Origin of the sequence: Paenibacillus sp. FSL R5-0517, from assembly GCF_037974355.1 — a bacterium.
Classification (GTDB): domain Bacteria; phylum Bacillota; class Bacilli; order Paenibacillales; family Paenibacillaceae; genus Paenibacillus.
The window spans coordinates 5,254,895-5,278,351 of sequence record NZ_CP150235.1 but is presented as its reverse complement, the minus strand read 5'-3'; the positions used below and the strand labels follow the sequence as shown (position 1 = coordinate 5,278,351).

The 23,457-nt window shown below is 46.4% G+C and carries 25 protein-coding genes; 20 read left to right on the top strand and 5 right to left on the bottom strand.

All coding sequences use genetic code 11. The features are described from left to right. The first annotated feature begins 4 nt into the window (after window positions 1-4). Window positions 5-1,114, top strand: coding sequence for a Ger(x)C family spore germination protein (locus MKX40_RS23590; RefSeq protein WP_339236810.1), 1,110 nt, complete (start codon window positions 5-7; stop codon window positions 1,112-1,114). A gap of 85 nt (window positions 1,115-1,199) precedes the next feature. Here the strand turns inward: MKX40_RS23590 and MKX40_RS23585 are convergent, their stop codons facing one another. Beyond that, a complete protein-coding gene (locus MKX40_RS23585; protein ID WP_339243178.1) occupies window positions 1,200-1,865 on the bottom strand; it encodes a phosphatase PAP2 family protein in 666 nt (221 codons plus the stop codon). A gap of 172 nt (window positions 1,866-2,037) precedes the next feature. Here MKX40_RS23585 and MKX40_RS23580 point away from each other — a divergent pair, with 172 nt between their 5' ends. After that, window positions 2,038-2,613: a hypothetical protein gene (locus MKX40_RS23580; protein WP_339236807.1), complete on the top strand. Its 576-nt coding sequence runs from the start codon at window positions 2,038-2,040 to the stop codon at window positions 2,611-2,613. Window positions 2,614-2,801: 188 nt separating this feature from the next. On the opposite strand, the gene MKX40_RS23575 is transcribed toward MKX40_RS23580, so the two are convergent. Both MKX40_RS23575 and MKX40_RS23570 read right to left on the bottom strand, forming a co-directional pair. Continuing rightward, window positions 2,802-3,587, bottom strand: coding sequence for an AraC family transcriptional regulator (locus MKX40_RS23575; protein ID WP_339236805.1), 786 nt, complete (start codon window positions 3,585-3,587; stop codon window positions 2,802-2,804). A gap of 19 nt (window positions 3,588-3,606) precedes the next feature. Then, window positions 3,607-4,188: a LysE family transporter gene (locus tag MKX40_RS23570; protein WP_339236803.1), complete on the bottom strand. Its 582-nt coding sequence runs from the start codon at window positions 4,186-4,188 to the stop codon at window positions 3,607-3,609. A gap of 203 nt (window positions 4,189-4,391) precedes the next feature. On the opposite strand from MKX40_RS23570, the gene MKX40_RS23565 reads away from it, so the two are divergent. The 6 genes from MKX40_RS23565 (at window position 4,392) to mmsB (ending at window position 12,790) form a co-directional block, all read left to right on the top strand. Continuing rightward, complete coding sequence (locus MKX40_RS23565) at window positions 4,392-5,402, top strand: substrate-binding domain-containing protein (RefSeq protein ID WP_339243176.1); 1,011 nt, start codon at window positions 4,392-4,394, stop codon at window positions 5,400-5,402. Between the two features lie 91 nt (window positions 5,403-5,493). Next, a complete protein-coding gene (locus MKX40_RS23560) occupies window positions 5,494-7,362 on the top strand; it encodes a sensor histidine kinase (RefSeq protein WP_339243175.1) in 1,869 nt (622 codons plus the stop codon). 56 nt (window positions 7,363-7,418) lie between these two features. After that, window positions 7,419-8,669: a response regulator gene (locus MKX40_RS23555; protein ID WP_339243174.1), complete on the top strand. Its 1,251-nt coding sequence runs from the start codon at window positions 7,419-7,421 to the stop codon at window positions 8,667-8,669. A gap of 316 nt (window positions 8,670-8,985) precedes the next feature. Further along, window positions 8,986-10,071, top strand: a complete 1,086-nt coding sequence (gene chvE, locus MKX40_RS23550; RefSeq protein WP_339236801.1) for a multiple monosaccharide ABC transporter substrate-binding protein — start codon at window positions 8,986-8,988, stop codon at window positions 10,069-10,071. A gap of 21 nt (window positions 10,072-10,092) precedes the next feature. Next, window positions 10,093-11,658: a multiple monosaccharide ABC transporter ATP-binding protein gene (gene mmsA, locus MKX40_RS23545; protein ID WP_339236799.1), complete on the top strand. Its 1,566-nt coding sequence runs from the start codon at window positions 10,093-10,095 to the stop codon at window positions 11,656-11,658. Continuing rightward, window positions 11,627-12,790, top strand: coding sequence for a multiple monosaccharide ABC transporter permease (gene mmsB, locus MKX40_RS23540; protein ID WP_339236797.1), 1,164 nt, complete (start codon window positions 11,627-11,629; stop codon window positions 12,788-12,790). The genes mmsA and mmsB overlap by 32 nt, the downstream gene beginning before the upstream one ends. A gap of 68 nt (window positions 12,791-12,858) precedes the next feature. Here the strand turns inward: mmsB and mgtE are convergent, their stop codons facing one another. Continuing rightward, complete coding sequence (gene mgtE, locus MKX40_RS23535) at window positions 12,859-14,229, bottom strand: magnesium transporter (protein WP_339236795.1); 1,371 nt, start codon at window positions 14,227-14,229, stop codon at window positions 12,859-12,861. A gap of 188 nt (window positions 14,230-14,417) precedes the next feature. Here mgtE and MKX40_RS23530 point away from each other — a divergent pair, with 188 nt between their 5' ends. From MKX40_RS23530 to MKX40_RS23475, 12 genes are all read left to right on the top strand, one after another. Continuing rightward, complete coding sequence (locus MKX40_RS23530) at window positions 14,418-15,125, top strand: DNA alkylation repair protein (RefSeq protein ID WP_339236793.1); 708 nt, start codon at window positions 14,418-14,420, stop codon at window positions 15,123-15,125. A 42-nt stretch (window positions 15,126-15,167) separates the two neighbouring features. Continuing rightward, window positions 15,168-15,722 carry a methylated-DNA--[protein]-cysteine S-methyltransferase gene (locus MKX40_RS23525; RefSeq protein WP_339236790.1) on the top strand — a complete coding sequence of 185 codons (555 nt, stop codon included), beginning with the start codon at window positions 15,168-15,170 and terminating at the stop codon, window positions 15,720-15,722. A 226-nt stretch (window positions 15,723-15,948) separates the two neighbouring features. Then, window positions 15,949-17,175 (top strand): amidohydrolase, encoded by a 1,227-nt coding sequence (locus tag MKX40_RS23520; protein WP_339236788.1) that lies wholly within the window; start codon window positions 15,949-15,951, stop codon window positions 17,173-17,175. A 128-nt stretch (window positions 17,176-17,303) separates the two neighbouring features. Next, window positions 17,304-17,714 carry a GNAT family N-acetyltransferase gene (locus MKX40_RS23515; RefSeq protein WP_339236785.1) on the top strand — a complete coding sequence of 137 codons (411 nt, stop codon included), beginning with the start codon at window positions 17,304-17,306 and terminating at the stop codon, window positions 17,712-17,714. Window positions 17,715-17,745: 31 nt separating this feature from the next. Further along, a complete protein-coding gene (locus MKX40_RS23510; protein WP_339236783.1) occupies window positions 17,746-18,195 on the top strand; it encodes a GNAT family N-acetyltransferase in 450 nt (149 codons plus the stop codon). A gap of 17 nt (window positions 18,196-18,212) precedes the next feature. Further along, window positions 18,213-18,641, top strand: a complete 429-nt coding sequence (locus MKX40_RS23505; protein WP_339236780.1) for a GNAT family N-acetyltransferase — start codon at window positions 18,213-18,215, stop codon at window positions 18,639-18,641. Between the two features lie 40 nt (window positions 18,642-18,681). Then, window positions 18,682-19,383 (top strand): DUF1361 domain-containing protein, encoded by a 702-nt coding sequence (locus MKX40_RS23500; RefSeq protein WP_339236779.1) that lies wholly within the window; start codon window positions 18,682-18,684, stop codon window positions 19,381-19,383. Window positions 19,384-19,415: 32 nt separating this feature from the next. After that, window positions 19,416-19,877: a hypothetical protein gene (locus MKX40_RS23495; RefSeq protein WP_339236777.1), complete on the top strand. Its 462-nt coding sequence runs from the start codon at window positions 19,416-19,418 to the stop codon at window positions 19,875-19,877. Between the two features lie 38 nt (window positions 19,878-19,915). Continuing rightward, complete coding sequence (locus MKX40_RS23490) at window positions 19,916-20,860, top strand: GNAT family N-acetyltransferase (protein ID WP_339236776.1); 945 nt, start codon at window positions 19,916-19,918, stop codon at window positions 20,858-20,860. After that, entirely contained in the window at window positions 20,857-21,606 is a 750-nt protein-coding gene (locus tag MKX40_RS23485) for a metallophosphoesterase family protein (RefSeq protein ID WP_339236774.1), read from the top strand. Before MKX40_RS23490 ends, MKX40_RS23485 begins: the two co-directional genes overlap by 4 nt. Window positions 21,607-21,640: 34 nt before the next feature. Next, the gene (locus MKX40_RS23480) at window positions 21,641-21,790 is read left to right on the top strand and encodes a hypothetical protein (protein ID WP_339236771.1); all 150 of its coding nucleotides are present in this window, start codon (window positions 21,641-21,643) and stop codon (window positions 21,788-21,790) included. A 15-nt stretch (window positions 21,791-21,805) separates the two neighbouring features. Beyond that, window positions 21,806-22,321 (top strand): DinB family protein, encoded by a 516-nt coding sequence (locus tag MKX40_RS23475; RefSeq protein WP_339236769.1) that lies wholly within the window; start codon window positions 21,806-21,808, stop codon window positions 22,319-22,321. A gap of 224 nt (window positions 22,322-22,545) precedes the next feature. Here the strand turns inward: MKX40_RS23475 and MKX40_RS23470 are convergent, their stop codons facing one another. Continuing rightward, window positions 22,546-23,448, bottom strand: a complete 903-nt coding sequence (locus tag MKX40_RS23470) for an ArsR family transcriptional regulator (RefSeq protein ID WP_339236767.1) — start codon at window positions 23,446-23,448, stop codon at window positions 22,546-22,548. Window positions 23,449-23,457 lie beyond the last annotated feature (9 nt).

Genomic DNA, 23,457 nt, shown 5'->3' with positions numbered 1-23,457 from the left:
AAGCATGATCCGCATCGGCAAAATCCTGATAATCGTAACGATTATGTTTCTACTGGGCTCTTGTAAAGATACCAATATTATTAACAATATTAGTCTTGTTTTAGCTTCTGCATATGATATTCAAGACAACCACATTCATAACAGTGTGCTGATCGGGGAATATCGTGACAAAGACAAAAGTGATGTTAAATTGATGGAGATTGATTCGTCGAACAGTTTCGACGTTGTAGCTAGAATGAACATGCAATCTAAAGAACCTATCGAATACGGTCAGTTAAGAGTGATGGTACTCGGGGAAACATATGCACGTAATGGCATTGGAGATATTTTGCATGTTCTGTCACACAATATCAAAGTCTCCAGACGGATGCAGTTTGCCGTTGCTGATGGCAAGGCACTTGATATTATTAAAGCATCCATGCCATTTCATGACCCGTTATATCTGATGAAATTGATTGAGCAAAATGCTAATTACGCTAATCTGCCTCATTCCAGTCTGCATCAGACGTTGTTCCAGTATTTCAGCAAGGGGCAGGATATTTATCTTCCCAGACTTATCCTTAACGAACAAAAGAAAATTGAACTCAATGGGTTAGTCATTTTTAAGGGTGAGATCGCCACACTTCAGATCACGGAGGATGAGGGGCTGTGCTTGAAGCTATTAACGGAGAACGCCAAGAACGGCAGGTTTTTGGTGCCTATCACGGGTGTTCCGAACTCGGAGACGTCCTCCCAGAAGCAACATCACTATGCATTGCTTAAAATTTTGTCTTCCTCTGTAAAGCATCACTGGTCTTCTGCTCGGTCTTCAGAGACTCTGGATACGATCATTCGAATCAATGCTTCTATTATTAAGGATTCACAAAATGACTTTCTCTTATCACTTAAGGACATGAAAGCTCTGGAGTATGAAGTACAAAAACATATTGAATCCAAAATCAATCAGTTGGTTCGAAAATGTCAGACGGAAAATGTGGATCCTGCCGCATTCGGAGATTATGTAAGAAGCCGTAGTCATCATTGGAATAGCCAAACATTCTATAAAAACTACCCTGCGATGGATATTCCAGTTCATGTTGAGCTGGACCTTGTACAAGATGGGATACAGGAATGAGTTTAGACAAACAAAAGCAAGAAATACCCGGCTATCCTTCAGTTAAGGAAAGCCGGGTATTTCCATATGCATGCGCTCGTAGAGACTATGCCAGTCTTCTGCTGTGCAGTTGGGACATACGCTCCAGATGCCGCTGGTAAAACCATATGCAAGCGGAGAGCCAGCAACCACTCAAGAAATATCCACCGACGATATCACTTGGATAGTGCACACCCAAGTAGATACGACTTATGCCAATGGTCAGTATAAAGACGGCACTGGCCATGATCATCAGTACACGTCCGGTGACGGTGGGTACATGTTTCCAGATGAGAAAGGCCAGTCCACCATACAGGCTAAATGCAGCCATGGAATGTCCACTGGGGAAGCTGTAGCCGCTCACTTCAATAATTCGGTTAATGGTAGGTCTGGCACGTTGGAATACCAGCTTGAGCAATGCATTTAACAGGGTTGAACCGGCGAGTACACAAGCGAGGAAGAGTAGTTCGCGTTTGTGTCGCAGCCAAACGTATAACACAATCATGGCAATGATTGTAATGAAAACTACAGGCATTTCACTGCCGATCCAGGTGAAAAACTGCATGAATTGTGTCATGCCAGGGGATTCCAACCCCTGAATCCAGCCGATCAGCGTATCATCAAATCGATGAATCTGGTTATCGCTGATGGATAGGGCGATGCTTATAAAGGCGATCATGCATAACGCTGCAACGAGCAGCGGGAATGAGAAGTTCTTTTTCCAGTTGTGCATCAAATGTTGAGATCCTCCGTGAACGTTAATTTCGTATGTGGGCTCCTTGCGTATGTTGGACATAACGATATTTGTATTGTGCTATAATTTTACAATAATTATAGCAGCAATAAAAATATGTAACCTTTACAACGTTTGTTCAAGCAGAGAATGTAGGAGGGGAGCGGTCGGAATGAAACAACGGTTGGTGATGTGCATGTTGGTCTTACTGTTGGTTACGTCGGGGTTAGCTCTATTTTCCGGAGAGAAAGTGTATGCTTGCAGTTGTGTGGAGAGTGGTGTCCAAGAGAGATTGAAGACAAACACAACTGTATTTACAGGAGAAGTGGTAAAGAAAGGACCATCGCAGCAATCGAAGAATGATGGCATGTTAAGAGAGTATACCTTTGATGTAGATACGGCATGGAAGGGGGTTAACGCCAAAAAGATGAAAATCATCGCGAGTGACGGTGGGTCTGAATCATGTGGTATTCAATTCGAAAAGAATCAGTCCTACCTGATCTATGCGTATCAATCTGAACTGGATCAAAAGCTGCATACGAATCTGTGCAGTCGCAACGTTCTTGTGGAACAAGCCGGAGATGACTTGAAATTGCTGGGCGCAGGCAAGGTTGTAAGTAAAGAAGATTTTGGAGAAACCAGTGATGGCTGGCAAAGTGGACCTGTCTATCTTATCTTATACGGTACAGTCATTTTATTAGCAGCATTGGCAGTTTTGTGGTTTTGGAGACGAAAGAAAAGAATCTGATTGCCCAAGGACGGAAAGAACCTGAAGAAGCGAAGCGTTCGCCTAAAAGTTTTCTGAAAGAAAGCTGCATCGAAAGCGTACGCTATCCCTGGATTTTACCTTTATAATAAGGGATCAAAAAATCTGGGGATAACAGTGATCAGAAGGTTACTCTGTCATCGGAGTGGCCAGTGTAAATATTTTGTAGTTCAATTTTTATAGTTTAACTGCAACATGTATTCATAAGCTGTGACGCCAAATACCCGTTTGAAATGCCGGTTCAGATGGGTCAGATCCACGAATCCACAATCAGCAACAGCAGCGTAGACGTCCTTCTGCATTTCGATGGACTGACGGGCACGCTCCACCTTGCAGTTTAAGAAAAACTGGTAGGGAGAAATACCTGCTTGTGACTTGAATTCACGGATAAATTGAAACTTGGACATGCCAAATTCGGCGCTCAGGTTGTCCAGCTTGAGCACATCTTCGGTGCTGCAAAACATCATTTCCTTAGCTTTTCGAACCAGGCTGTCCTGAGGCACCCAGAGCTTGGGATGCATCTCCTTCTGAGCCAGAAGGTGAACCAGATCGAAGACCCGTTCGCTGCACTCGGCTTCGTCCTGTCTGTGCTGAACGGCATCGTTCAGCATCAGGATCTTCCGTGCAAGCTCGGGATCATAGACGATGGGACTTCCAAAACGCAATTCCTTTTTGCCTATAATCTCCTCTACCAAATCCGGCTTCAGATACAGCATCACGTAATCAATGCCTTCTCTATCATAGGAGCTACCATCATGGGACTGCTCACGATTGAACAACATGACACCATTTTGGTGAGATGCCTGATATTGTCCGTCCAGGTTGTATTGTTGAATGCCGCGCAGGGTTACGCCAACCGCGTACTCTTCGTGGCAATGTTTTTTGTATGCAAAATCAGTAAAGCTGGCAGATAGTGCCAGCACGTTTTGTGACTTTTTATAGTTGAACCGTTCCATGCAGCACACCTCCCAAGCTTTAGATCAATCCGGATACTATAATGGCTGAGTATAACAAAAAAAGTGCCATGAGAATACTCAGTAATTTTTGGTGGCGATTCAGCAACGTTCTGAAAACCGTGCCAAAAACAACCCAACTGGAGTAGGCCAGAAAACCTATGAAGGTAATGAGCAATACGAACAGGAACGATGAAAATGAGCTGTGGTAAAAGGGCAATACATAGCTTGGAAGGACCGTGAACGTAAACAAGACCACCTTGGGATTGACAAATTGCATAATAAAACCGTTCCCAAATCCGGTAACTTGGGTTGGTGCATCCTCAGTGGTACCCATCTTGTAGATCTGATACGCCAGATATACCATATAGATGCCGCCGACAATCTGCATCACCTTCAGAATTCCGGGCAACACGTCGGCAAGAAGGTGATTAAGGAAAGCTGATGCCGTAAGCAGCAGGCCAAATGCCAGCGTAGCTCCCCACACATAATTCATCGTTTGTCGCGCGCCTACCTTCTGGGTGGACGATAGAATGACGATATTGCTAGGCCCGGGGGTAAAGGTGACGACGATGCAATAGATTAAAAAAGATGCAATATTCATGACGAAGCGCTCCTCTGGTTGTAGTCTAGTTCCATGATCATACGTCCAGAGGGAAAAACCATATAGTACATTATTGCAGCAGGTACATGGATAGCAGCACGGGCTTCCGTTTAAAAGATACGGGGGAGTTTTCTTTTTGAATGATTGCGTTTACAATTTAGACGGAGCATAGGATGATCAGACCACTTGAGGAAGTGAACGTAATGAAGAAAATGCTGCTAGTCTATATTTTGCTAATCTCGGCATTTGCGCTGTATGTGTTGAGATTCGAATATACCAGTCAGGTTAACAGTTCATGGGAGGACCGGGGGCTGCGCGGTGATATCGGAGAGACGTATATCATGATTACATTCCAGTCCGGGCTGGAGTATTGGAAGAGCCCGCTTAAAGGATTCGAGGATGCCGCGGATGCGCTTGGGGTGACCGTAGAATATCGCGGAGCTACCCGGTATGATGCGAAGGAGCAGACGATGGTGATCGAGCAGGCCATCGCTCGTAAACCCGCGGGCATTGCCATATCTGCGATCGATCCCCAATCGCTAGTTCCAGCGATTAACAAGGCAGTCGATGCAGATATCCCTGTTGTATTATTTGATGCGGATGCACCCGATAGCCAGGCCTATTCATTTCTGGGGACAGATAACTACAAGTCCGGTGTAATGGCCGCTGATAAAATGGCTGAACTGCTGGGGCGTGAAGGAGAGGTTGCGGTATTAACCTTGCCTGGACAACAGAATCATGAAGAACGAACGAAAGGCTTCCGCGATACGATCGAGGAGAGATATCCTTCCATGCAGGTCGTTGAAGTTGCAGATGGGCACGGTGATGCGATGGTGTCCAGAGACGAAACACTGAGAATGATGAAGGAACGTCCGGAACTGGCGGGTATTTTTGTGACTGAAGCCACCGGAGGAGCAGGAGCGGGAGAAGCCGTTCAAACTGCCGGGGGCAGCAGACATCCTATGCAGATTATTTCATTTGATACAAATAAGGCTACATTGGATATGATCAAGAACGGGACGATCTCGGCTACAATTGCACAGGGAACCTGGAATATGGGGTATTGGTCACTCCAATATTTGTTCCATCTGCATCACCAGTTGACGGTTCCTGCTCCATCGTCATCCGGTGAAAATGCACCGCTTCCCGTGATGGTGGACACGGGGATCTCTGTCGTGACACGTTCAAATGTGGATGATTACTATGCCAAATAACAAGGAGCATTTGAAGAGTGAGAGGTTTTGGGGCAGAAGAGCGATTCTCTCAACTTTCAGGAACGGGATTCGGCGTTTGCGCTTGCGTAATATGCCCCTTCGCTACCAGCTAATGCTGCTTTTTTTGCTATTCGCCATTGTGCCCTCTGTAGGACTCGGCCTGCTTGTCAATTGGACAGTGGAGCGGGTTGTTGAGCGACAGGTTGAAGGGCATACGATGCAACTGATTGGTAAAGTGAATGAAGCCCTGAACAGCAAGATGGAGAATCTGCAAAATATGACGTATCTGATTGCATTTGACCCGGATATTGATGCGTTTATGAACGACAACATGCCGTTGAATGATGATGCAAGCGGTGAACGGATGAATAAAGGCGCAATTGCCGAAACGGAGCAAAATCAGTTATACGGCATCAAGCAAACCTTGCAGGGGTTCACAACGTTGTATCCTGAAATCGCCGGGATTGTTCTCGTCAATGGAAGTGGTGACTATATTAGCAACGAGATGTATCCCCGAGCAGAGCAGAGCTTGATCCAGGAAAATTGGTACCGAGAAGCCGCGGCCAATCCGGGCATATTCATGGTGTTGGGTCAGCCCAAAGAGCGTAATCTCACGACACATGTACGGTATAAGGATGATGAGATTGTATCGGTTGCACGTTCCATCACGGATGAAGCGTCAGGGCGTGTGCGAGGCGTTATTATGATTGATCTTAAACTAAGGTCCGTCTCTCAGGCTGCCCGCAATGTGACCTTGGGTAAATCTGGTTATGTGATGGTGACGGATGCCGAAGGTCAAAGTGTATACAAGCCGGAGCATCCGTTAATCGAACACATCCCCGCAGAGTGGTTTCCCTCCGGGGAGAGTGGCACGTTTACCGCCGAAACCAAGGGTGGAGCGTTATTATTCATGTATCAGTCGTCCACCTTTACGGGTTGGAGAACGGTAGGGGTATTTCCCACAAGAGACTCGATATCCGAAGTACGCCAAATCCAGTTTTATGTGGTTAGTTTTGTATTTGTGGTGTGTTTATTCGGACTTAGCGCCTCTTTATGGTTCTCGCGTTCCATTGCCCACCCGATTTTCCGACTCATGTCCTATATGCGCAGGGCGGAGACGGGTAATCTCAGACCAGGCCGGTGGAGCGATCGGGCGGATGAGATTGGAATGCTTGGCAACAGCTATAACCGAATGCTGGCACAGATTCGAGAACTGATATCGCTGAATGAATTGCGAGAACGGCAGAAGCGCGATGCTGAAATGCGAAGCTTGCAGGAGCATATCAAACCTCACTTTTTGTACAATACCCTGGATACAATTCATTGGATGGCACGCAAAGAGGGTGCAGACGATGTATCCGGCATGGTTGGCGCGTTATCTCGATTATTTCGGATCGGGCTTAGTAAAGGACAGGATTACATTCCGCTGCACTCTGAGCTTGAGCATATGACCAGTTATCTGCAAATTCAGCAGACACGATACCGCGACCGGCTTCAGTATACATTGAATATTCCAGAGGAACTGCGGGATCTTTTTGTGTTAAAGCTGCTGCTTCAACCCCTGATAGAGAATGCAATCTATCATGGAATCAAGGGCAGGCGTGGGCCGGGACACATACAGGTGGAGGCCAGATTAGAACTTGGCAGACTGCTGCTGACCGTTCAGGATGATGGAGCAGGGATGTCCAACGGACGGCTTGCCGAAATGCTGCATCTGCTCGAAGCTCCTTTGGCAAGTCTGGAAGCGTCTTCGCCTGGGATCACAGGCAAAAGTTATGGGATGTTGAACGTGCAAGCCCGTCTCCGGCTGTCCTTTGGCGATGATTACGGTATTCTGCTGGAGAGCGAGGAGGGTCAAGGAACTCGCGTGACCATCATTCATCCGTTGATGCGAGAGCTGCCACCCATCCCGCAAATCAATAACAAAGAGAGGCAGGAGAGTGAATGGGAAAATTCATAAAATCGAACGCGACAACTTCCACTGGGATAGATGGGACATCCGCATCAAACACGGTTATGGAGCTTACACCGGATAGCCACGTCACGAAGAAGTATCGCGTGCTCATCGCTGATGATGAGCCCATCATTCGTGAGGGAATTCGGGATGCAATTGACTGGGAGATACTCGGGATGGAGGTTGTGGGTGAAGCGGAAGACGGTGAGGAAGCACTGGAACGGGCTGCTGACTTGGGCGTGGATATTGTTCTGGTCGATATGAATATGCCATTCCTGAACGGAATCGAACTCATACGTGCTCTACAGCAGAAGTGCCCGGACTGTCGTTACCTAATCATTTCGGGGCATGATGAATTTGCATATGCGCAGGAGGCGGTTCGGCTTGGCGTAGAGGATTACATCTTAAAGCCTGTACAATCAGAACAATTACATGCTGCACTTGAGCGATTACATCAGCGACTTACGGAAGAGCACCAGAGGACGGCTTATGTACAACAGGCAGCCCATCAGATTGAACGGAATATCCCGCTGCTTCGCCAGCGATTTATGCTGGAGTGGCTGGAAGGGCAGGCTGCAGGGAAAGATCTGATGGAACAGCTTGAGTTTTTGCGTCTACCCGCGGTTCCACCTGTGCAGATCGGGATTGTGAGATGGCCTGCCGCCGAAGCTCGTCAGACGATACTGAGAGAGAATGATCGTCAGTTGTTTCTGTTTGCAGTGGAAAATATAATCAGTGAACTGCTGGCAGATCTGCCACATGTTCTGTTTCGGGACGTAAGCGGATTGATTGGCATATGTCTGTGGCAAGAAGCTCCCGAAGAAATAGAGTCCCTTCTGGAACAGCAGATCAGTTCATGCCTGAATATTGCCATTCATGCTCATCTGGAGATACATGCAGGGACACTGGAAGAAACGCCGGATACGTACCGTCATTGCCGTGAACAGGTATACGAAGAAGTGCGGTTGTCCCCTCTGGTTCGCCGGGCAAAACAACTTATTCAAGAAGAGTATGCCGAGCGGGAACTAACGTTGGAATCGCTTGCTTCCCGCCTGCAAGTATCTGCCGTATATCTTAGCCGTGTGCTAAAGAAAGAGCTGAATGATTCTTTCGTGACGCTTGTCACGCACGCTCGCATTCGCAAGGCCATACAGTTGTTGGACTCCACAACATTGCCGATGCACACCATAGCCGAACGTGTAGGTTACGACACCCAGCATTATTTCAGCACCGCGTTCAAAAAAACAATGGGCATTTCGCCAGTACAGTATCGAAAGAACGGAGGAACGGCTTATCGTCCTTCGGCGAATTGATTATGGTTGTACAGTTGTTCATTCAGCCATGTGGTACATGAGATGGATGTGTTCTACTTCGTGTGAAGCGAAGCGGAGCATGTCCTTTTTTTTGATCTTAAACTGATTTTTGATGGACCAGGCTCACAACGGAAGTTTCCATCAAAAGTTAAATTTTTATAAAAAAGGTTCAAAACGTGCAAAGACCTTGAGGCTCGTGCAATGCTACCATTGATCTCAGACAGGGACAGCAAGGAACAGGATGCACTACATGCATTGTAAGCGTTATCTTATAACTCATTTAGAACCGTATGACGTGAGGAAAGGGGAACTTCATATGAAAAAAGGAGCAGTGTTCATCTGGCTTCTGGTGATGACTCTGATGCTCTCGGCCTGCAATCTGGCAGAGAGTGGTGCAGGCAGCAAGGAAAAGGGATATGTCGGTATTTCGATGCCAACCAAATCATCAGAGCGATGGGTGGGAGATGGTGAGAATATGGTCCGTCTCTTTCAGGAGCAGGGGTACAAAACCGATCTCCAGTATGCTGAGGATGTGGTCGAGAATCAGATTTCACAGATTGAGAACATGATCACCAAAGGTGTGGATGTGATGGTCATCGCATCTGTGGATGGCAACACACTAACGGATGTCATCAAGAAGGCCCATGACGAAGGAATCCAAGTGATCTCGTATGATCGGCTCATTCGCAATACGCCTTATTTGACCTATTATGCCACGTTCGACAATTTTAAGGTGGGTGTGCTTCAGGCCTCCTACATCGAACAAAAGCTTGGACTCAAGGATGGAAAAGGACCGTATAACATTGAATTGTTTGGCGGCTCTCCAGATGACAATAATGCCTATTTCTTCTTCGACGGTGCGATGTCTGTGCTTAAGCCGTACATTGATTCCGGCAAACTGGTCGTACGCAGCAAGCAGATGACGATGTCTCAGATTGCGACCTTGCGCTGGGATGGTGCACTGGCCCAGTCTCGGATGGATAACTTGCTGAGTGCTTATTACTCAGGTGATCATCTGGATGCGGTGTTATCTCCTTATGATGGAATCAGTATTGGTATCATCTCATCTTTGAAAGGGATCGGTTACGGTACTTCGAACAAGCCGCTGCCCGTTATTACAGGACAGGATGCCGAACTTGCCTCAATCAAATCGATTGTGGCCGGGGAACAGACGCAGACCGTGTTCAAGGATACGCGCAAGCTAGCCGAGAAGACGGTAGAGATGGCCAATAGTATCTTGCAAGGGAAACAGGCGGAAGTTAATGATGAAACATCATATAACAACGGAATTAAGGTTATTCCTGCATATCTCCTGGATCCTGTCTCCGTGGATCGTACCAATGTGGAACAGGATATCGTGGGTACCCAGTATTACACGAAGGAAGAAATCGGACTGAAATAATAAATGAAAGGAGCACATCCCATGGCCGGAATCATTCTGGAAATGAAGAACATCACCAAGACCTTTCCTGGCGTTAAAGCACTGGAAAATGTCAATCTGAAAGTCCGTGAAGGCGAAATTCATTCCATATGTGGTGAAAATGGTGCAGGTAAATCTACATTGATGAAAGTGTTAAGCGGAGTATATCCACATGGCACGTATGAAGGCGACATTTTATTTCAGGGCAAAAAATGTGAGTTCAAGGATATCAAGCAGAGCGAGGATCTGGGAATTGTCATTATCCATCAGGAGTTGGCCCTGATTCCCTACCTTTCAATCGCGGAAAATATATATCTGGGCAATGAACGTGCCAACAGAGGCATTGTGGACTGGAAAGAAACATTTGTGGGTACACGGGAGCTGCTCTCGAAGGTGGGGCTGAGCGAAAATCCGAATACACTCGTATCCAGTATCGGGGTAGGCAAACAGCAACTGGTCGAAATTGCGAAAGCGCTCTCCAAAAAGGTACGGCTCCTCATCCTGGATGAGCCAACCGCTGCGCTGAATGAGGATGATAGTGAAAATCTGCTGCAATTGATGCTGGAATTCAAGAAGCAGGGCATCGCCTGTATCCTGATCTCGCACAAGCTGAATGAGGTGTCCAAGGTGTCTGATTCCGTGACCATTTTACGGGACGGCAAGACAATTGAGACGTTGGATATGAAGAAGGAGAAAGTGACGGAGGACCGGATTATCAGCGGGATGGTAGGACGTGATCTCACCAGTCGTTACCCGGAGCGTCATGCCACCATAGGTGAAATCATCCTTGAGGTGAAGGACTGGACCGTATATCACGAACATCATGCCGAGCGGAAAGTACTGGATCAGATCCATATGAATATCCGACGTGGTGAGATTGTGGGTATTGCCGGGCTGATGGGAGCTGGGCGCACCGAGCTTGCCATGAGTATCTTTGGCAAATCCTATGGTCGAAATATCTCGGGACAGCTCATCAAGAATGGTAAACCCATTCAAAACAATACGGTCACGGAGGCCATTCAGAATGGATTCGCTTATGTGACAGAGGACCGTAAGGAATACGGACTTATTCTAATGGATGACATCAAGCGCAATATTTCACTGACGGGTCTCAGCAAGCTGACGCGAAACGCAGTAGTGAACGAGCGCGAAGAAGTGCTGGTAGCGGAAGAGATGAAGAAAAGCATGAACATCAAAGCCCCAAGTATTTTGCAGAAGACCGGTAATCTGAGCGGGGGCAACCAGCAAAAAGTGGTGCTGAGTAAATGGATTTTTGCCGGACCGGATATTCTTATCCTGGATGAACCTACACGCGGGATTGATGTGGGAGCGAAATTCGAAATCTATACCATCATTCATCGGCTTGCCGCTGAGGGCAAGGGTGTACTGGTAATCTCATCCGAGTTGCCGGAGGTTCTTGGCCTGTGTGACCGGATCTATGTGATGAATGCCGGGCGAATCACCGGCGAAGTCAGCCGGGAGCAAGCATCGCAGGAAACGTTGATGAGATATATGACCAAGTCTGGAGGCGGCAAGCATGGAAATGATAACAAAACTGTTCAAAAATAATATTCGTCAATACGGCATGATTATTGCCCTGGTTGTAATTATGCTTTTGTTCGAGGTACTGACAGGTGGACTATTACTCAAGCCGATTAATATAACGAATCTGATCTTGCAGAACAGCTACATTTTGGTGCTGGCGATCGGGATGGTGCTGGTCATCATTACCGGACATATTGACTTGTCTGTTGGTTCCATTGCAGCCTTTGTTGGTGCTGTTGCCGCAATTATGATGGTAGATTGGCAGCTTCCGGCCTGGCTTGCGGTTATCGCATCCTTGCTGGTAGGCGCTTTGATCGGGGCATGGCAAGGCTTCTGGATCGCATATGTGCGTATTCCGGCATTTATCGTGACGCTGGCAGGAATGCTTCTGTTCCGCGGCTTGACGATGATTGTGCTGGAGGGACAGTCGATCTCTCCTTTTCCGGGTGGATTCCAGAAAATAAGCTCGGGTTTCCTGCCGGACATTCACTTCTCAGGCTTCGGTCTGGTATCCATTATTGTGGGGCTTGTACTCACCGTCTGGTACATTGTTAATGAACTGCGGGAACGTCGTTCCCAGCGAAAATATGGCTTCGAGGTGGTGTCACAGGGGCTATTTCTGCTCAAGTTGATTGTGGTGGCTGCCGTGACAAATCTGTTTACATTTGTACTCGCGAGTTACGCGGGGATTCCGAATATTCTGATCCTGTTGTTTGTCCTGATCATCGTATACTCCTTCGTGATGAACCGTACCGTTATGGGCCGGCATGTGTATGCGCTTGGAGGTAATGAGAAGGCCGCGGGACTGTCCGGAGTGAAAACAAAAAAAGTAACTTTCTGGGTTTTCGTGAACATGGGTACGCTTGCCGCGGTATCCGGGTTGATCTTCGCCGCACGACTGAATGCCGCTACGCCAAGGGCGGGTACCAACTTTGAACTGGATGCCATTGCGGCCTGCTTCATCGGAGGTGCTTCCGCTTCAGGGGGCATAGGTACGGTATTTGGAGCCATCATTGGTGGTTTGGTTATGGGTGTGCTGAATAACGGGATGTCCTTGATTGGTCTCGGTATTGACTGGCAGCAGGGAATTAAGGGATTGGTACTGCTGCTTGCTGTGGCGTTTGATATTTATAATAAAAATAAAAGATCGGCGTAAAACTGGATAAAATGCAAAACAGACCTTGATCTCAGGATCAGGTCTGTTTTGCTGTATACACAACTTGTTTACATCAAGGCATCGAGGAAACGTGTGGCGATCCCAAAATAGATAAACAGGGACAAGATATCATTCAATGTTGTGATTAACGGACCCGAAGCGACAGCAGGGTCAACCTTGAAACGACTAAGTAGAAGCGGAATGCATGTGCCGGTCAGTGTACCGATCACCAGAGTGAAGAATAGAGAAACCCCGATAATGGCGCCGAGCAGCCAGTCCCCTTGCCAGAAATAAGCGATGACGGTGATCAGCAATCCACAGACCAATCCAATCATGATGCCCACTTTGATCTCCCGACCAATCAATGCGAGTACAGTGGATTTGTCGAGTTTGCGTCCGATTAGTCCTCGTACCACAACAGCCAGAGATTGCGTTCCTGTGTTACCAGTCATACCCGCGATCATCGGCATAAAGAATGCCAATGCGACAACCTGATTCAGTGTATCCTCGAAAAAATCCACGATGCTTCCCGAGATCAGGCCAATCAGCAGCAATAGAATGAGCCAGGGGAGTCTGCGTCTGACGGCAACGAGTGGTTTGGTATCAAAGTCGATATCCTTGCCGCCCCCACCCATCTTGGCCAAATCTTCACTGGCTTCATCCATAATAATATCGATGACATCATCCATTTGGATAATCCCGCATAACCTGTGATTCTCATCTACTACTGGAAGCGCCATAAACTCATAGCGTTGCAGAAGCTGTGCTGCTTCTTCCTGGTCCATATCTACCGTTGCGTGGATCACCCGTCGGGTCATCAGTTCTTCAACCTGGGTCTTGTCGTCAGCCAAGGCAAGGGATCGATAACTCACTACTCCGACCAGTTTACCTTCATCATCCGTCACATAAAGGTAACTGGAGGCGGAGATATGCATGGTGCCTTGCGATTGTCGCAAGGCTTCCTTGGCTGTCTCATGGGCAAGCAGGGTTCGATATCGGTCTGTCATGATGCGTCCAGCCGTCTCCGGCGGATAATTAAGCAGGGACCGGATAATGGCGGAGTGGTCCAGATTCATGGTGGACAGCAATTCTTCTCTTCGTTTGGCAGGCAAATCGTGCATGAACCGGATCAGATCACTTTTGTCCATCTGCTGCATGACCTCAAGCGTTCGTTCCGGCCCGAGTCGTTCAAACAGTTGAATCTGTTCGTGCAGCTTCAGGGTCTCGGCGAGATCCGCCAGAGCATCGGGTTTGAACAGGAGCAGAAACCGATTGGTTTCTTCTTCAGGAAACTTTTTATATACGAGTGAGAGGTCGTAGGGATGCAGTTCTTTCACCAATTTATAGAAATCGGGAAGGTTCCGGGATTGCACATGTTGCAAGAGTTGTTCGGTGATCTCCTCCACGGAGAAATCTTTCTTGGTATGAGGTCCGTTCATATCGACACTCCTTTCTAAACGGTCAGCTTCATATTTTTAAACGAAATGGGTTGGCAGTTAAACAAATGGAGGAAAAGAGAGTACCCAAAATGATATTGTAATCTTGCTCAAACATTCGATATGGGCTTACAAACTGGCGTTGCAAGGATATACTTGTTGTACAGCAACAGACGAGGAGGACGTGTGCGGTGGAAGCAGAAAATATTAGAACACAATTGCTCAGTCTGGCCGAGCCGGAGTATCAGAAATTCTCGGCTGCGCTTATTCCCAACATCACAAATGTGTTAGGCGTGAGATTGCCAGCCTTACGAAAGATTGCCAAACAGATCGCCGCCGGGGACTGGCGCACGTATCTGGAGACGGCAGACGATGAATACTTTGAAGAAGTGATGCTGCAAGCCATGGTCATTGGACATGTCCAGGCTGATCTGGACGAGCTGCTGAAGGCCATTGAAGCATTTGTACCCAAGATCGATAACTGGTCGGTATGTGACAGCTTCTGTGCGGGACTAAAATATACGAAGGTGCATTCGGAGCCGGTGTGGGCATTCTTGCAGCCGTATCTGAGATCAGAGCAGGAATATGAGATTCGGTTTGGCGTGGTGATGCTGTTGAATTTTTATCTGGATGAGAGATATATTGATCGGGTTCTAATCGCATTGGATCGGATCAGGCACGAAGCTTATTATGTGAAAATGGCGGTCGCGTGGGCCATCTCGATGGCTTATGTGAAACAACCTGAGGTTACTATGCGTTATCTGAACCATAATACCCTGGACGATTTCACGTATAATAAGGCACTTCAGAAAATCACGGAATCGTATCGCGTTGATCCGGAGAGCAAGCAGATGATCCGCAGTATGAAACGTAAGGTGAAGAAGCGAATTTCCTCGTAGTCCTAGCATGAAGCATTCCACCAGGGAGAGGGCGATAAACGAATGAGAAAAAAGTTAATGTATACCACGATGCAACTGGACGGTCGTCCATGGGTGTTGCTCGCTACAGAACAGGGATTGTGCCGAGTGGTCATGCCCAACGAAACACTGGAGGACTGGAATGGCTGGATGCAGAAAGTTGCACCTGGCGTGGAATTGGAAGAGAATGAGCATGCGCTGAAACAAACAGGCATGATGGATTGGTTACAGTCCTATTTTGCAGGGGAACCGATGGCTTATACCGATGAAATTCCACTGGACTTGATCGGAACTAACTTCCAGCAGGAGGTATGGAGAGAACTGGGCCGCGTCCCCTACGGTGAAATTCGGACCTATGGTGACATTGCCGCATCGATTGGAAGACCTTCGGCTGTGCGAGCGGTTGGGGCTGCAAATGGAGCCAATCCGATTCCGGTTCTGTTACCATGCCACCGTATTATTGGGGCTAATCGCAAGCTGACCGGGTTCCGTGGAGGGTTGGAGATGAAGCGCAGACTGCTGGATATCGAACAGATTGAAGGCGTGACCGATGGAGGGCATGCACGGTTTTATTTTTAATATATTCACGTAATTAAGGAGAATAAGGTGAGTGGACAGGACAGGCACGTATTGTGCCTGTTTTTTGGCATGAATCAAGGTAGAGCAATACAAACGTTCCGCATATGGAACACCAACGTTTTACGTATTTTTGCCCTGTGAAACCGTATGGTAACATGGATCATAGATCATAGATCAATCGGTATCCGGGGGACGTAATGCCGGGTAAGAAAAGAGGGATGACATAATGAAGCAGGCCTATTGGTTAACCAATGTGACTTTGGAACAGCGTTATGTTTGGGAAGGGGAACAGGTGACAGGGACACGGACAAGCCTCGCTCATCTGCGGATTGAAGATGGACGGATTGCGGCGATTGTGGAAGGAAGCAACCCGCTGTCTAACGATCTGCCACAAGTAGATGGCAAGGGACTTTTATTGCTGCCTTCGTTCGAGGAGGCACACATTCATCTGGATAAAACCTACTACGATGGACCATGGACTGCGGTTAAACGGATCTCCAGTATTTTCGAACGTATTGAAGAAGAGAAGGTTCTGTTACCCAAGCTGATGCCAGATGCCAAGCGTCAAGCGGAGAGTATTCTGACCTTGATCCAGGAGTATGGCTCCACTCATGTACGTAGTCATTGCAATATCGAACCCGTCAGTGGCTTGAAAAGACTGGAAGCAACGCGGCAGGCTCTGGAATCATTTTCGGGCAAAATCTCTTCGGAGATTGTAGCTTTCCCGCAGCATGGACTGCTTCGCTCCCATTCAGTGGAGCTTATGGGCCAAGCGATGCAGGAAGGTGCAACGCATGTGGGTGGACTCGATCCCCATACTGTGGACGAAGACATCGAGAAATCACTGAATGCCATGGTCGAACTGGCTGTTCAGCATCAGGCGGGCATCGATATTCATCTGCATGATGGCGGGCAGGCCGGCAAACAAACGTTGCTGGAACTTGCGAGTCTGACCGAAGCAGCAGGGCTTCAGGGTAAAGTTACGGTAAGTCATGCGTTCTGGTTCGCTCGAGCGGAGCAGCAGGAAGCGGAAGATATGGCGCAGCGAATGGCTTCGCTCGGGATGAGCATTGCTTCCACGGTGCCTATTGGCAGAACGATGATGCCTCTTCCCATGCTCCATCGTATGGGCGTGAATGTGAAGCTGGCCACAGACAGCCTGACGGATCATTGGTCTCCTTTTGGCAGTGGAGATCTGCTTGAGAAAGCGGGACGTTTCGCAGAACTGTACGGATATAGTGATGAATTGTCCTTGTCTCAATCTTTGGCGTTCGTAACAGGCGGTGTGACACCGCTGGATTCACAAGGGGAACACGTATGGCCGAAGGTGGGTGACACAGCAAGTTTTGTATTGGTGCATGCAAGTTGTTCGGCGGAAGCCGTTGCGCGGCGATCTGCGCGGCAGGCCGTATGGTACAAGGGACAATTGGTGAGCGGATCGACATCGGATTGAGAAAAATAGAGCGGGTGCAACCACGGGAAACCGTGGTTTTTTGGCATGGGAAAAAAAGAGGAAGGAACTGTTCGCAACTACCACATTTTGGGTTATGATGGACGTAGTTAATGAAGGGAGTAGAACGAATGAAGATTGTATATGCAACGGAAGCTGACTTCGACTTTATCATGGATCGAGATCGGCATATCCATCAGGCACTTGTGAAAACGAAGATTCATGAAAAAGAAATATTCATCCTCTGGAACGAGGACGAGGGATCAAGAATTGGATGGATGAGGTACGGTTACTTTTGGGACAACCTTCCCTTCATGAATATGATCTGGATTGATGAGCCCTATCGAAACGGCGGAATTGGCAAAAAAGTGGTGCATCACTGGGAAAATCTAATGAAGCAACAAGGCTTCGATACCGTAATGACTTCAACGCAGTCAGACGAACATGCCCAACATTTCTATCGAAAGCTGGGGTATGTTGACGCAGGGGCTCTGTTGCTGGATACACAACCTTTGGAGATTATATTGATCAAGAAAATCTAGTGATAAGCTTCAAGGAGAGAGGATGGTAGGTATGGAGCAAGTGAAGTTACAACCTATAACCAAAGATAATGAACTCGAGTGCATGCACCTTAAACCAAGGGAAGATCAGCTGGATTTGGTAGCTAGCAATGCGGATTCATTGATTCATGCGACAAAGGAAATTACGTCCAAACCATATGGCATTTTCGCAGAGGATCAGATGGTCGGTTTTATTTTATTTGATAATGAGGTCTACAATGACGGGTATTACTGGATTCTGCGCTTCATGATTGATGAGAAGTATCAGGGGAAGGGCTACGGTAAACTTGCTATTCAAGAAGTGATTCGTATGTTGCAAGATAGAAGTGATTGCCAGCAAATCAGGGTATCCCATGTTCCTCATAACATCGCGGCTAATGCGCTGTATAAGCGTTGCGGATTTCAGGACACGGGTGAATTCGAGGACAACGGGGATATCATTTTAAGTTATCAAGTGAGGTAACAGGAAGGGGGAGCTTGATGATAAGAGAGGCAGAAGCTAGGGATGCAGAGGTTATCGAGAGACTGTATAAAGAATTATTGCCGAACAACTTAAATACAAAGGTACTGGCAGAACGGATTGAAGAAGTTCGGAATAACCCGAATAGTTTCTTGTTCGTATATGAACTGGGTAATCAGGTGATCGGCACGGCTCATTTACATATTTGTTTGGATGCTTTGGTGGAAAATAGACCATTCGGCGTCGTTGAGCGGGTTATCATTACGGAACATGTGCAGAGCAAGGGATATGGATCTGAATTGATGAAATATGTGGAAAACATATGTGTACAGAAAAATTGTATGAAGGTATTTCTTACCAGTGGATCATCCAGACATGAAGCACATCACTTTTATACGAAATTGGGGTACGACGGAGAATCCAGCAAGGCATTAAAAAAGTATTTATAACGTATAACATCATCAAGGAAAAGGACGTAGAAGCAAAGAAATGAAAGATAACAAACATCCGGTGCAAGATCCCCGATTCATCGTTACCTTGCTTGTGGCTACTTGTTGTTGTTTAGGTGTTGTGATGTATTTACGGGCCCAAACAGATAGGAATATGTATCGCTTTTTAAGTTGGGATATGCTCCTGGCATGGGTGCCATTCATTATCTCATCCTGCATTAGATACATATTTCATAAGAAAGTAACCACAACGAGTGTTATATGTATGTGGTTGATGTGTGCAGTTTGGCTCTTTTTTCTGCCCAATGCGGCCTACCTTTTTACAGAGATCCTGCACTCATTCCGATATTTTGATGCTCAAGGGGAGGTCAGATTTTGGGTTAATATTGATTTTTGGTATGGACTCACCCTGACGTTTGCCGTAGCGATCATCGGATTGCTGCTCTCGACATGTTCGATCATTCAAATCCAAGGCATGTTAAATAAATTAATAAATAAGTACATTAGCATGATAATTGTAGGCGTTATTTTGCTATTGAGCAGTATAGGGGTCTACATTGGCAGATTTAATCGTTGGAATTCATGGGATGTATTATCCAGACCGGGAAAGATCTTTGTGGATCTTGTGAATGATTTCAATGCAGCGAACAGCATGATGGTTGAGTTTGTCGCTATTGTATTTACGGTTCAACTTTTTGGATACGTTATCGTATCTTTGCTAACCTCAAGGTCGAGCAGTTAATTCCCATTGGAAAGGGCAAAGGATCTGAAATGATGAAATCAATAACACAGGAAATTACGGAAGAATTATTAATGGCAATGGATATGTACAAGAGAATTGCGCGGCAATTGATCGACCAACTGATATTGGAAACCGATCAGCCTGATCGCGAGGAAATCCTCGCAGGGGCGTATCATCTGCTGTCCAATGCGGATGTAATCCATGGTGAAGAAGAATTAACAGGAAATTGGTATTTTGATGTCCACGGCGAGCACTGTATGTTCAAGAATACCGAAACAGGCCAGACATTGGAGGTTTTCCTTGGTAGTCCAGCGGATGTGGGTAACATGGACCCCTACTTCTTTTACAATTTTATCAAAACAACGCCAGAACTTGCCCACCTGACTTCGTATTTCGAGAATCCGTTTAAGGACATGTTGGATTTATTCGAACGTTTGGAAGTGGAGCATTTGTTAATTCATGTTCACGGGGTGGCATATAGAAAGGTTCTTTGATTGCTGTACATGTAATTAGAATCGAGGAGGAATGACATATGAGTTTAACGGAATGGTCCATAGATATACTTCAATATGATCTGTCAGATGAATATTCGATTCGCAGAGCTGATTTTGCCGAATGGGGATTATTTTGCACGGTTTATTATGATATGCGTTATGTCGGATTTTTCAGAGAAGAAGAGTTCAGCTCTTCCAAGATCAGTGCGTACTGGATTTACAAGGGGGAAAGCAAAATAGGTGGCGTGAGAATGGAGCCTAACCGGATGTATCATTTGTTTTTTATCCCGCCATTCCAGCAGTGCTTTGAGGTATTGAAACTGCTGAAGCATACATTAGTACAGTGGTCGGATCGAACCAAACGCATTCTGACCTTTGAGATTCTTCCAGACCAAGTCGATCTATACGCAAGAGCAGGATTCTGGCCAGTGGAGTTCAGATGTCGCTGGATGCAGCGGCCTACAGATCATTTTGACATCGAATGGGACAGCAGGGTAACGGTGAAGAGTCCAGAGATTATTGAAAGTGAAACCGGCACCAGAACATATGTGAATGAAGATGAAATTGCCCAGTGTGACCTGGAGAGTTTTGCAGGAAGTCTTGAAGCTACACGAAGAAAACATACCACTCTTGCAGATTTTATCCCGAGTGATGACCCTAATTATACGAATGAGATCCTAACTCAGGCCTCTACACTTGTATACGATAAGGAGACGGGGCAGCTTATTGCCAACTGTCGTCTTTGTCTGCAGGATAATCAGGCTGCCGTATATAGTATAGGGGTTCGACCGGCGTATAGAGGCAGAGGGCTTGCTACACTGATGTTACAGAGAGCTTTGAATGAGCTTAAGGGTAAATATCCCGTGCTGCGATTGTATGTGATGCAAGGAAATGATGCGGAGTCCGTGTATCTGAATCTGGGCTTTATTCCGGGTGTACAGGAGATTCAGACGATGTATATTCCAGTGGAGGAGTCTCAATGAAGGTTGCCATCTTAACCGATATTCATGGCAATGTTCCTGCGCTTCAAGCGGTATTGGCTGATATGGATTCCAGAGGAGACATTGAGCATATATTTTGTTTGGGGGATATGATCGGCATTGGCCCTTACTCTAATGAAGTGATTGAGATGTTGTACAGCCGCAAAAATATGATAGCGATTTCAGGGAATCACGAAGAGGCCGTATTGAGTTTGCTCCAAAAAAAGGGACCATTAGAAGGGCACAAAGGCATGGCTGAACACCATGAATGGATAGGTCAACATCTAAATGCAGAGTCGATCAAGAGAATTCAGGCTCTACCAAAATTTGTTGAAAAAGAGGTCGAAGGACGTCAGTTCCTTTTGACTCACTATCATATGAGCAATGACAAGCTGGATGCCATCGATAAAGAATCATCTGGAACCAAATTGGACGCGAAGTATCAGGGGACGGCCCATGATTTGGTTTGTTTTGGTCATCATCATATTCTTCATTATTATAAGACAGATCAGCGAATCTATATGAATCCGGGAGCCTTAGGCTGTAACGATCTTGCCATTGCCAGATATGGCATTGTGGATCTCCAAGAGGGGAACATTGATGTGAAATTCATTGGCGTTCCATATGACAACAGGGAGTACCTGCGATCGTATGAACGGTTGAACGTTCCGGATCGAGCTTTTATTTTGAAGGCATTTCACGGGAATCAGTTGGAAAGAGAAAATATAGACGGTAGTCATCGTTCATAGCAATGTGCTGCTACTTTGGGAAGGAGAAATGCACATGGGAATGATCATTATGTTGGTAGTTTATCTGTTCCTCGGTATTTATGTTGTGAAAGTTGGAATGGATAACTCAAAAAATAGTCAGCACACAAAAGAAATATTATCAGAATTAAGAGAAATAAAGGACTTATTGAAAGAGCGAAGGTAAAGGAGGGGGATGTGTATGATTTATGATTTACAAGGGGAAGCCAATATGGCACCTGTTGTGGGGATGTTATTATCCGCTGTAACAGAAAATAGCCAACGACTTAAATCAATTACAGAAGGTATGTCGCAAGAAGAGGTAGATTATAGAGGGGAACACAACCAGTTTAATAGTACAGCTCAATTAATCCGACATATTACGTTCGTTGATATAAATTGGGTTTATAGAATAAAGGGAGCAGTCCTTCCTCAGCGTTTAATAGAGCAATATGGCCCTATGATCGATGCGAATAATAGACTCCCGCTGGTTCAAGGTGTGGCACGTGACACACTTATCTCTCAACATGAGAGTGTACTAACCCTTCTAAAAGAGACATGCGCACATTTAGCGGATGCTGATCTAGACCGAGTCGTTACTTTTGGACATCAGAACGAAAAGCAAGCTACGATCCGTTGGGGATTATGGCACATGGCTGACCATAACCGTTATCATCAAGCTCATATTAATCAATTGAGAAGGTGGTTCCAAACATAAACTGATTACTAATACGTTCTTTACCCATCCTCATCGACAGGTCATTCTTCTAATGTATTTGTGCAGAACCAAAGATCATCAAGTGAATCTTTCAGAAGAACATATTGAATACAAGTGGGCAACCAGATCTGAATTATATCATTACCTGCCTTATGCAATTACTTCAGATCTGGAGAAATATAATGTTTTTGAGAAAATCAAGTTAATCGATTAGGTGAAAAAAATCAACCCAATACACGAATAACAATATCTTGATCGTGATTACCAAAACCGGCACCATAGATCGTTAATCCCCCAACGTTGGGGCTCTTCTCGTCAACTGTAAATCGAAGCGTCCAGAACGGCTCGTCCAGCTTAATATCTGCAAGTGTAATGTCAGACATCCGCTCTCCATCCATGTAAGTACCGGAGGTATCAATGCGGATGGTCTTCAATAATCCATACTGATTCACATTGCGATGCCACCATTCTGGCGTATACTTGCCGCGCGCTGCCCTGCCGAAGTCGGCAGGGCTTGTCCACGTTCCAAGCGCAACACCGTTAAAGGTGAATTGAATATCTGACAGCCAATGATCCCGTAATCCCGGGGCTTCAGATGCCAGTTCCATCGAGATCTCTATCGCATCTGTATTCTCGTCCGGAAGAACAAAATTAGATGTTTTATATTCAACATAACCTTTTCCAAACCACAAAATTGCAGCGTGTACCCGCTCAGGATCCAGGAAGTAGCGGGGATCGTCCCACAGGCCAATCTCTTTCTCAAGTGTCCCTAGCCCACAAGTAGGCTGGATATCAAAAGCAGTATAGTGCCCGACGGATATCGTCTGCTCTCTGGTTCGTGAAGTCCGACTAGCGGATGGCAGCTCGATCTCAATCTGATTTTGCTTGAGGTAACATAACTTGTGTGTCCCTCCGTTGATCCGAACGCGTCTGCTCCCAATGAGCCCCGCATCCTCCAATTTACGAATGTGCATCGTGACAATGGAGGGGCTAAGCTCTAATGCTGCGGCAATATCCTTCACATTCATTTCACGATCTGCAATCATATCCATGATTCTCCATCTGACTTCGCTTGCCAGCGCCTCATATAAAGGAATGAACCGAGGCTCTCCATTTGCTTTGATCATCTGTACAAC

Bases quoted from the DNA above. Each gene is read 5' to 3' on its own strand.
- MKX40_RS23590 (WP_339236810.1), top strand. From the start codon at position 5: ATGATCCGCATCGGCAAAATCCTGATAATCGTAACGATTATGTTTCTA.
- MKX40_RS23585 (WP_339243178.1), bottom strand. From the start codon at position 1,865: ATGCACAACTGGAAAAAGAACTTCTCATTCCCGCTGCTCGTTGCAGCG.
- MKX40_RS23580 (WP_339236807.1), top strand. From the start codon at position 2,038: ATGAAACAACGGTTGGTGATGTGCATGTTGGTCTTACTGTTGGTTACG.
- MKX40_RS23575 (WP_339236805.1), bottom strand. From the start codon at position 3,587: ATGGAACGGTTCAACTATAAAAAGTCACAAAACGTGCTGGCACTATCT.
- MKX40_RS23570 (WP_339236803.1), bottom strand. From the start codon at position 4,188: ATGAATATTGCATCTTTTTTAATCTATTGCATCGTCGTCACCTTTACC.
- MKX40_RS23565 (WP_339243176.1), top strand. From the start codon at position 4,392: ATGAAGAAAATGCTGCTAGTCTATATTTTGCTAATCTCGGCATTTGCG.
- MKX40_RS23560 (WP_339243175.1), top strand. From the start codon at position 5,494: ATGCCCCTTCGCTACCAGCTAATGCTGCTTTTTTTGCTATTCGCCATT.
- MKX40_RS23555 (WP_339243174.1), top strand. From the start codon at position 7,419: ATGGAGCTTACACCGGATAGCCACGTCACGAAGAAGTATCGCGTGCTC.
- chvE (WP_339236801.1), top strand. From the start codon at position 8,986: ATGAAAAAAGGAGCAGTGTTCATCTGGCTTCTGGTGATGACTCTGATG.
- mmsA (WP_339236799.1), top strand. From the start codon at position 10,093: ATGGCCGGAATCATTCTGGAAATGAAGAACATCACCAAGACCTTTCCT.
- mmsB (WP_339236797.1), top strand. From the start codon at position 11,627: ATGGAAATGATAACAAAACTGTTCAAAAATAATATTCGTCAATACGGC.
- mgtE (WP_339236795.1), bottom strand. From the start codon at position 14,229: ATGAACGGACCTCATACCAAGAAAGATTTCTCCGTGGAGGAGATCACC.
- MKX40_RS23525 (WP_339236790.1), top strand. From the start codon at position 15,168: ATGAGAAAAAAGTTAATGTATACCACGATGCAACTGGACGGTCGTCCA.
- MKX40_RS23520 (WP_339236788.1), top strand. From the start codon at position 15,949: ATGAAGCAGGCCTATTGGTTAACCAATGTGACTTTGGAACAGCGTTAT.
- MKX40_RS23515 (WP_339236785.1), top strand. From the start codon at position 17,304: ATGAAGATTGTATATGCAACGGAAGCTGACTTCGACTTTATCATGGAT.
- MKX40_RS23510 (WP_339236783.1), top strand. From the start codon at position 17,746: ATGGAGCAAGTGAAGTTACAACCTATAACCAAAGATAATGAACTCGAG.
- MKX40_RS23505 (WP_339236780.1), top strand. From the start codon at position 18,213: ATGATAAGAGAGGCAGAAGCTAGGGATGCAGAGGTTATCGAGAGACTG.
- MKX40_RS23500 (WP_339236779.1), top strand. From the start codon at position 18,682: ATGAAAGATAACAAACATCCGGTGCAAGATCCCCGATTCATCGTTACC.
- MKX40_RS23495 (WP_339236777.1), top strand. From the start codon at position 19,416: ATGAAATCAATAACACAGGAAATTACGGAAGAATTATTAATGGCAATG.
- MKX40_RS23490 (WP_339236776.1), top strand. From the start codon at position 19,916: ATGAGTTTAACGGAATGGTCCATAGATATACTTCAATATGATCTGTCA.
- MKX40_RS23485 (WP_339236774.1), top strand. From the start codon at position 20,857: ATGAAGGTTGCCATCTTAACCGATATTCATGGCAATGTTCCTGCGCTT.
- MKX40_RS23480 (WP_339236771.1), top strand. From the start codon at position 21,641: ATGGGAATGATCATTATGTTGGTAGTTTATCTGTTCCTCGGTATTTAT.
- MKX40_RS23475 (WP_339236769.1), top strand. From the start codon at position 21,806: ATGATTTATGATTTACAAGGGGAAGCCAATATGGCACCTGTTGTGGGG.
- MKX40_RS23470 (WP_339236767.1), bottom strand. From the start codon at position 23,448: ATGATCAAAGCAAATGGAGAGCCTCGGTTCATTCCTTTATATGAGGCG.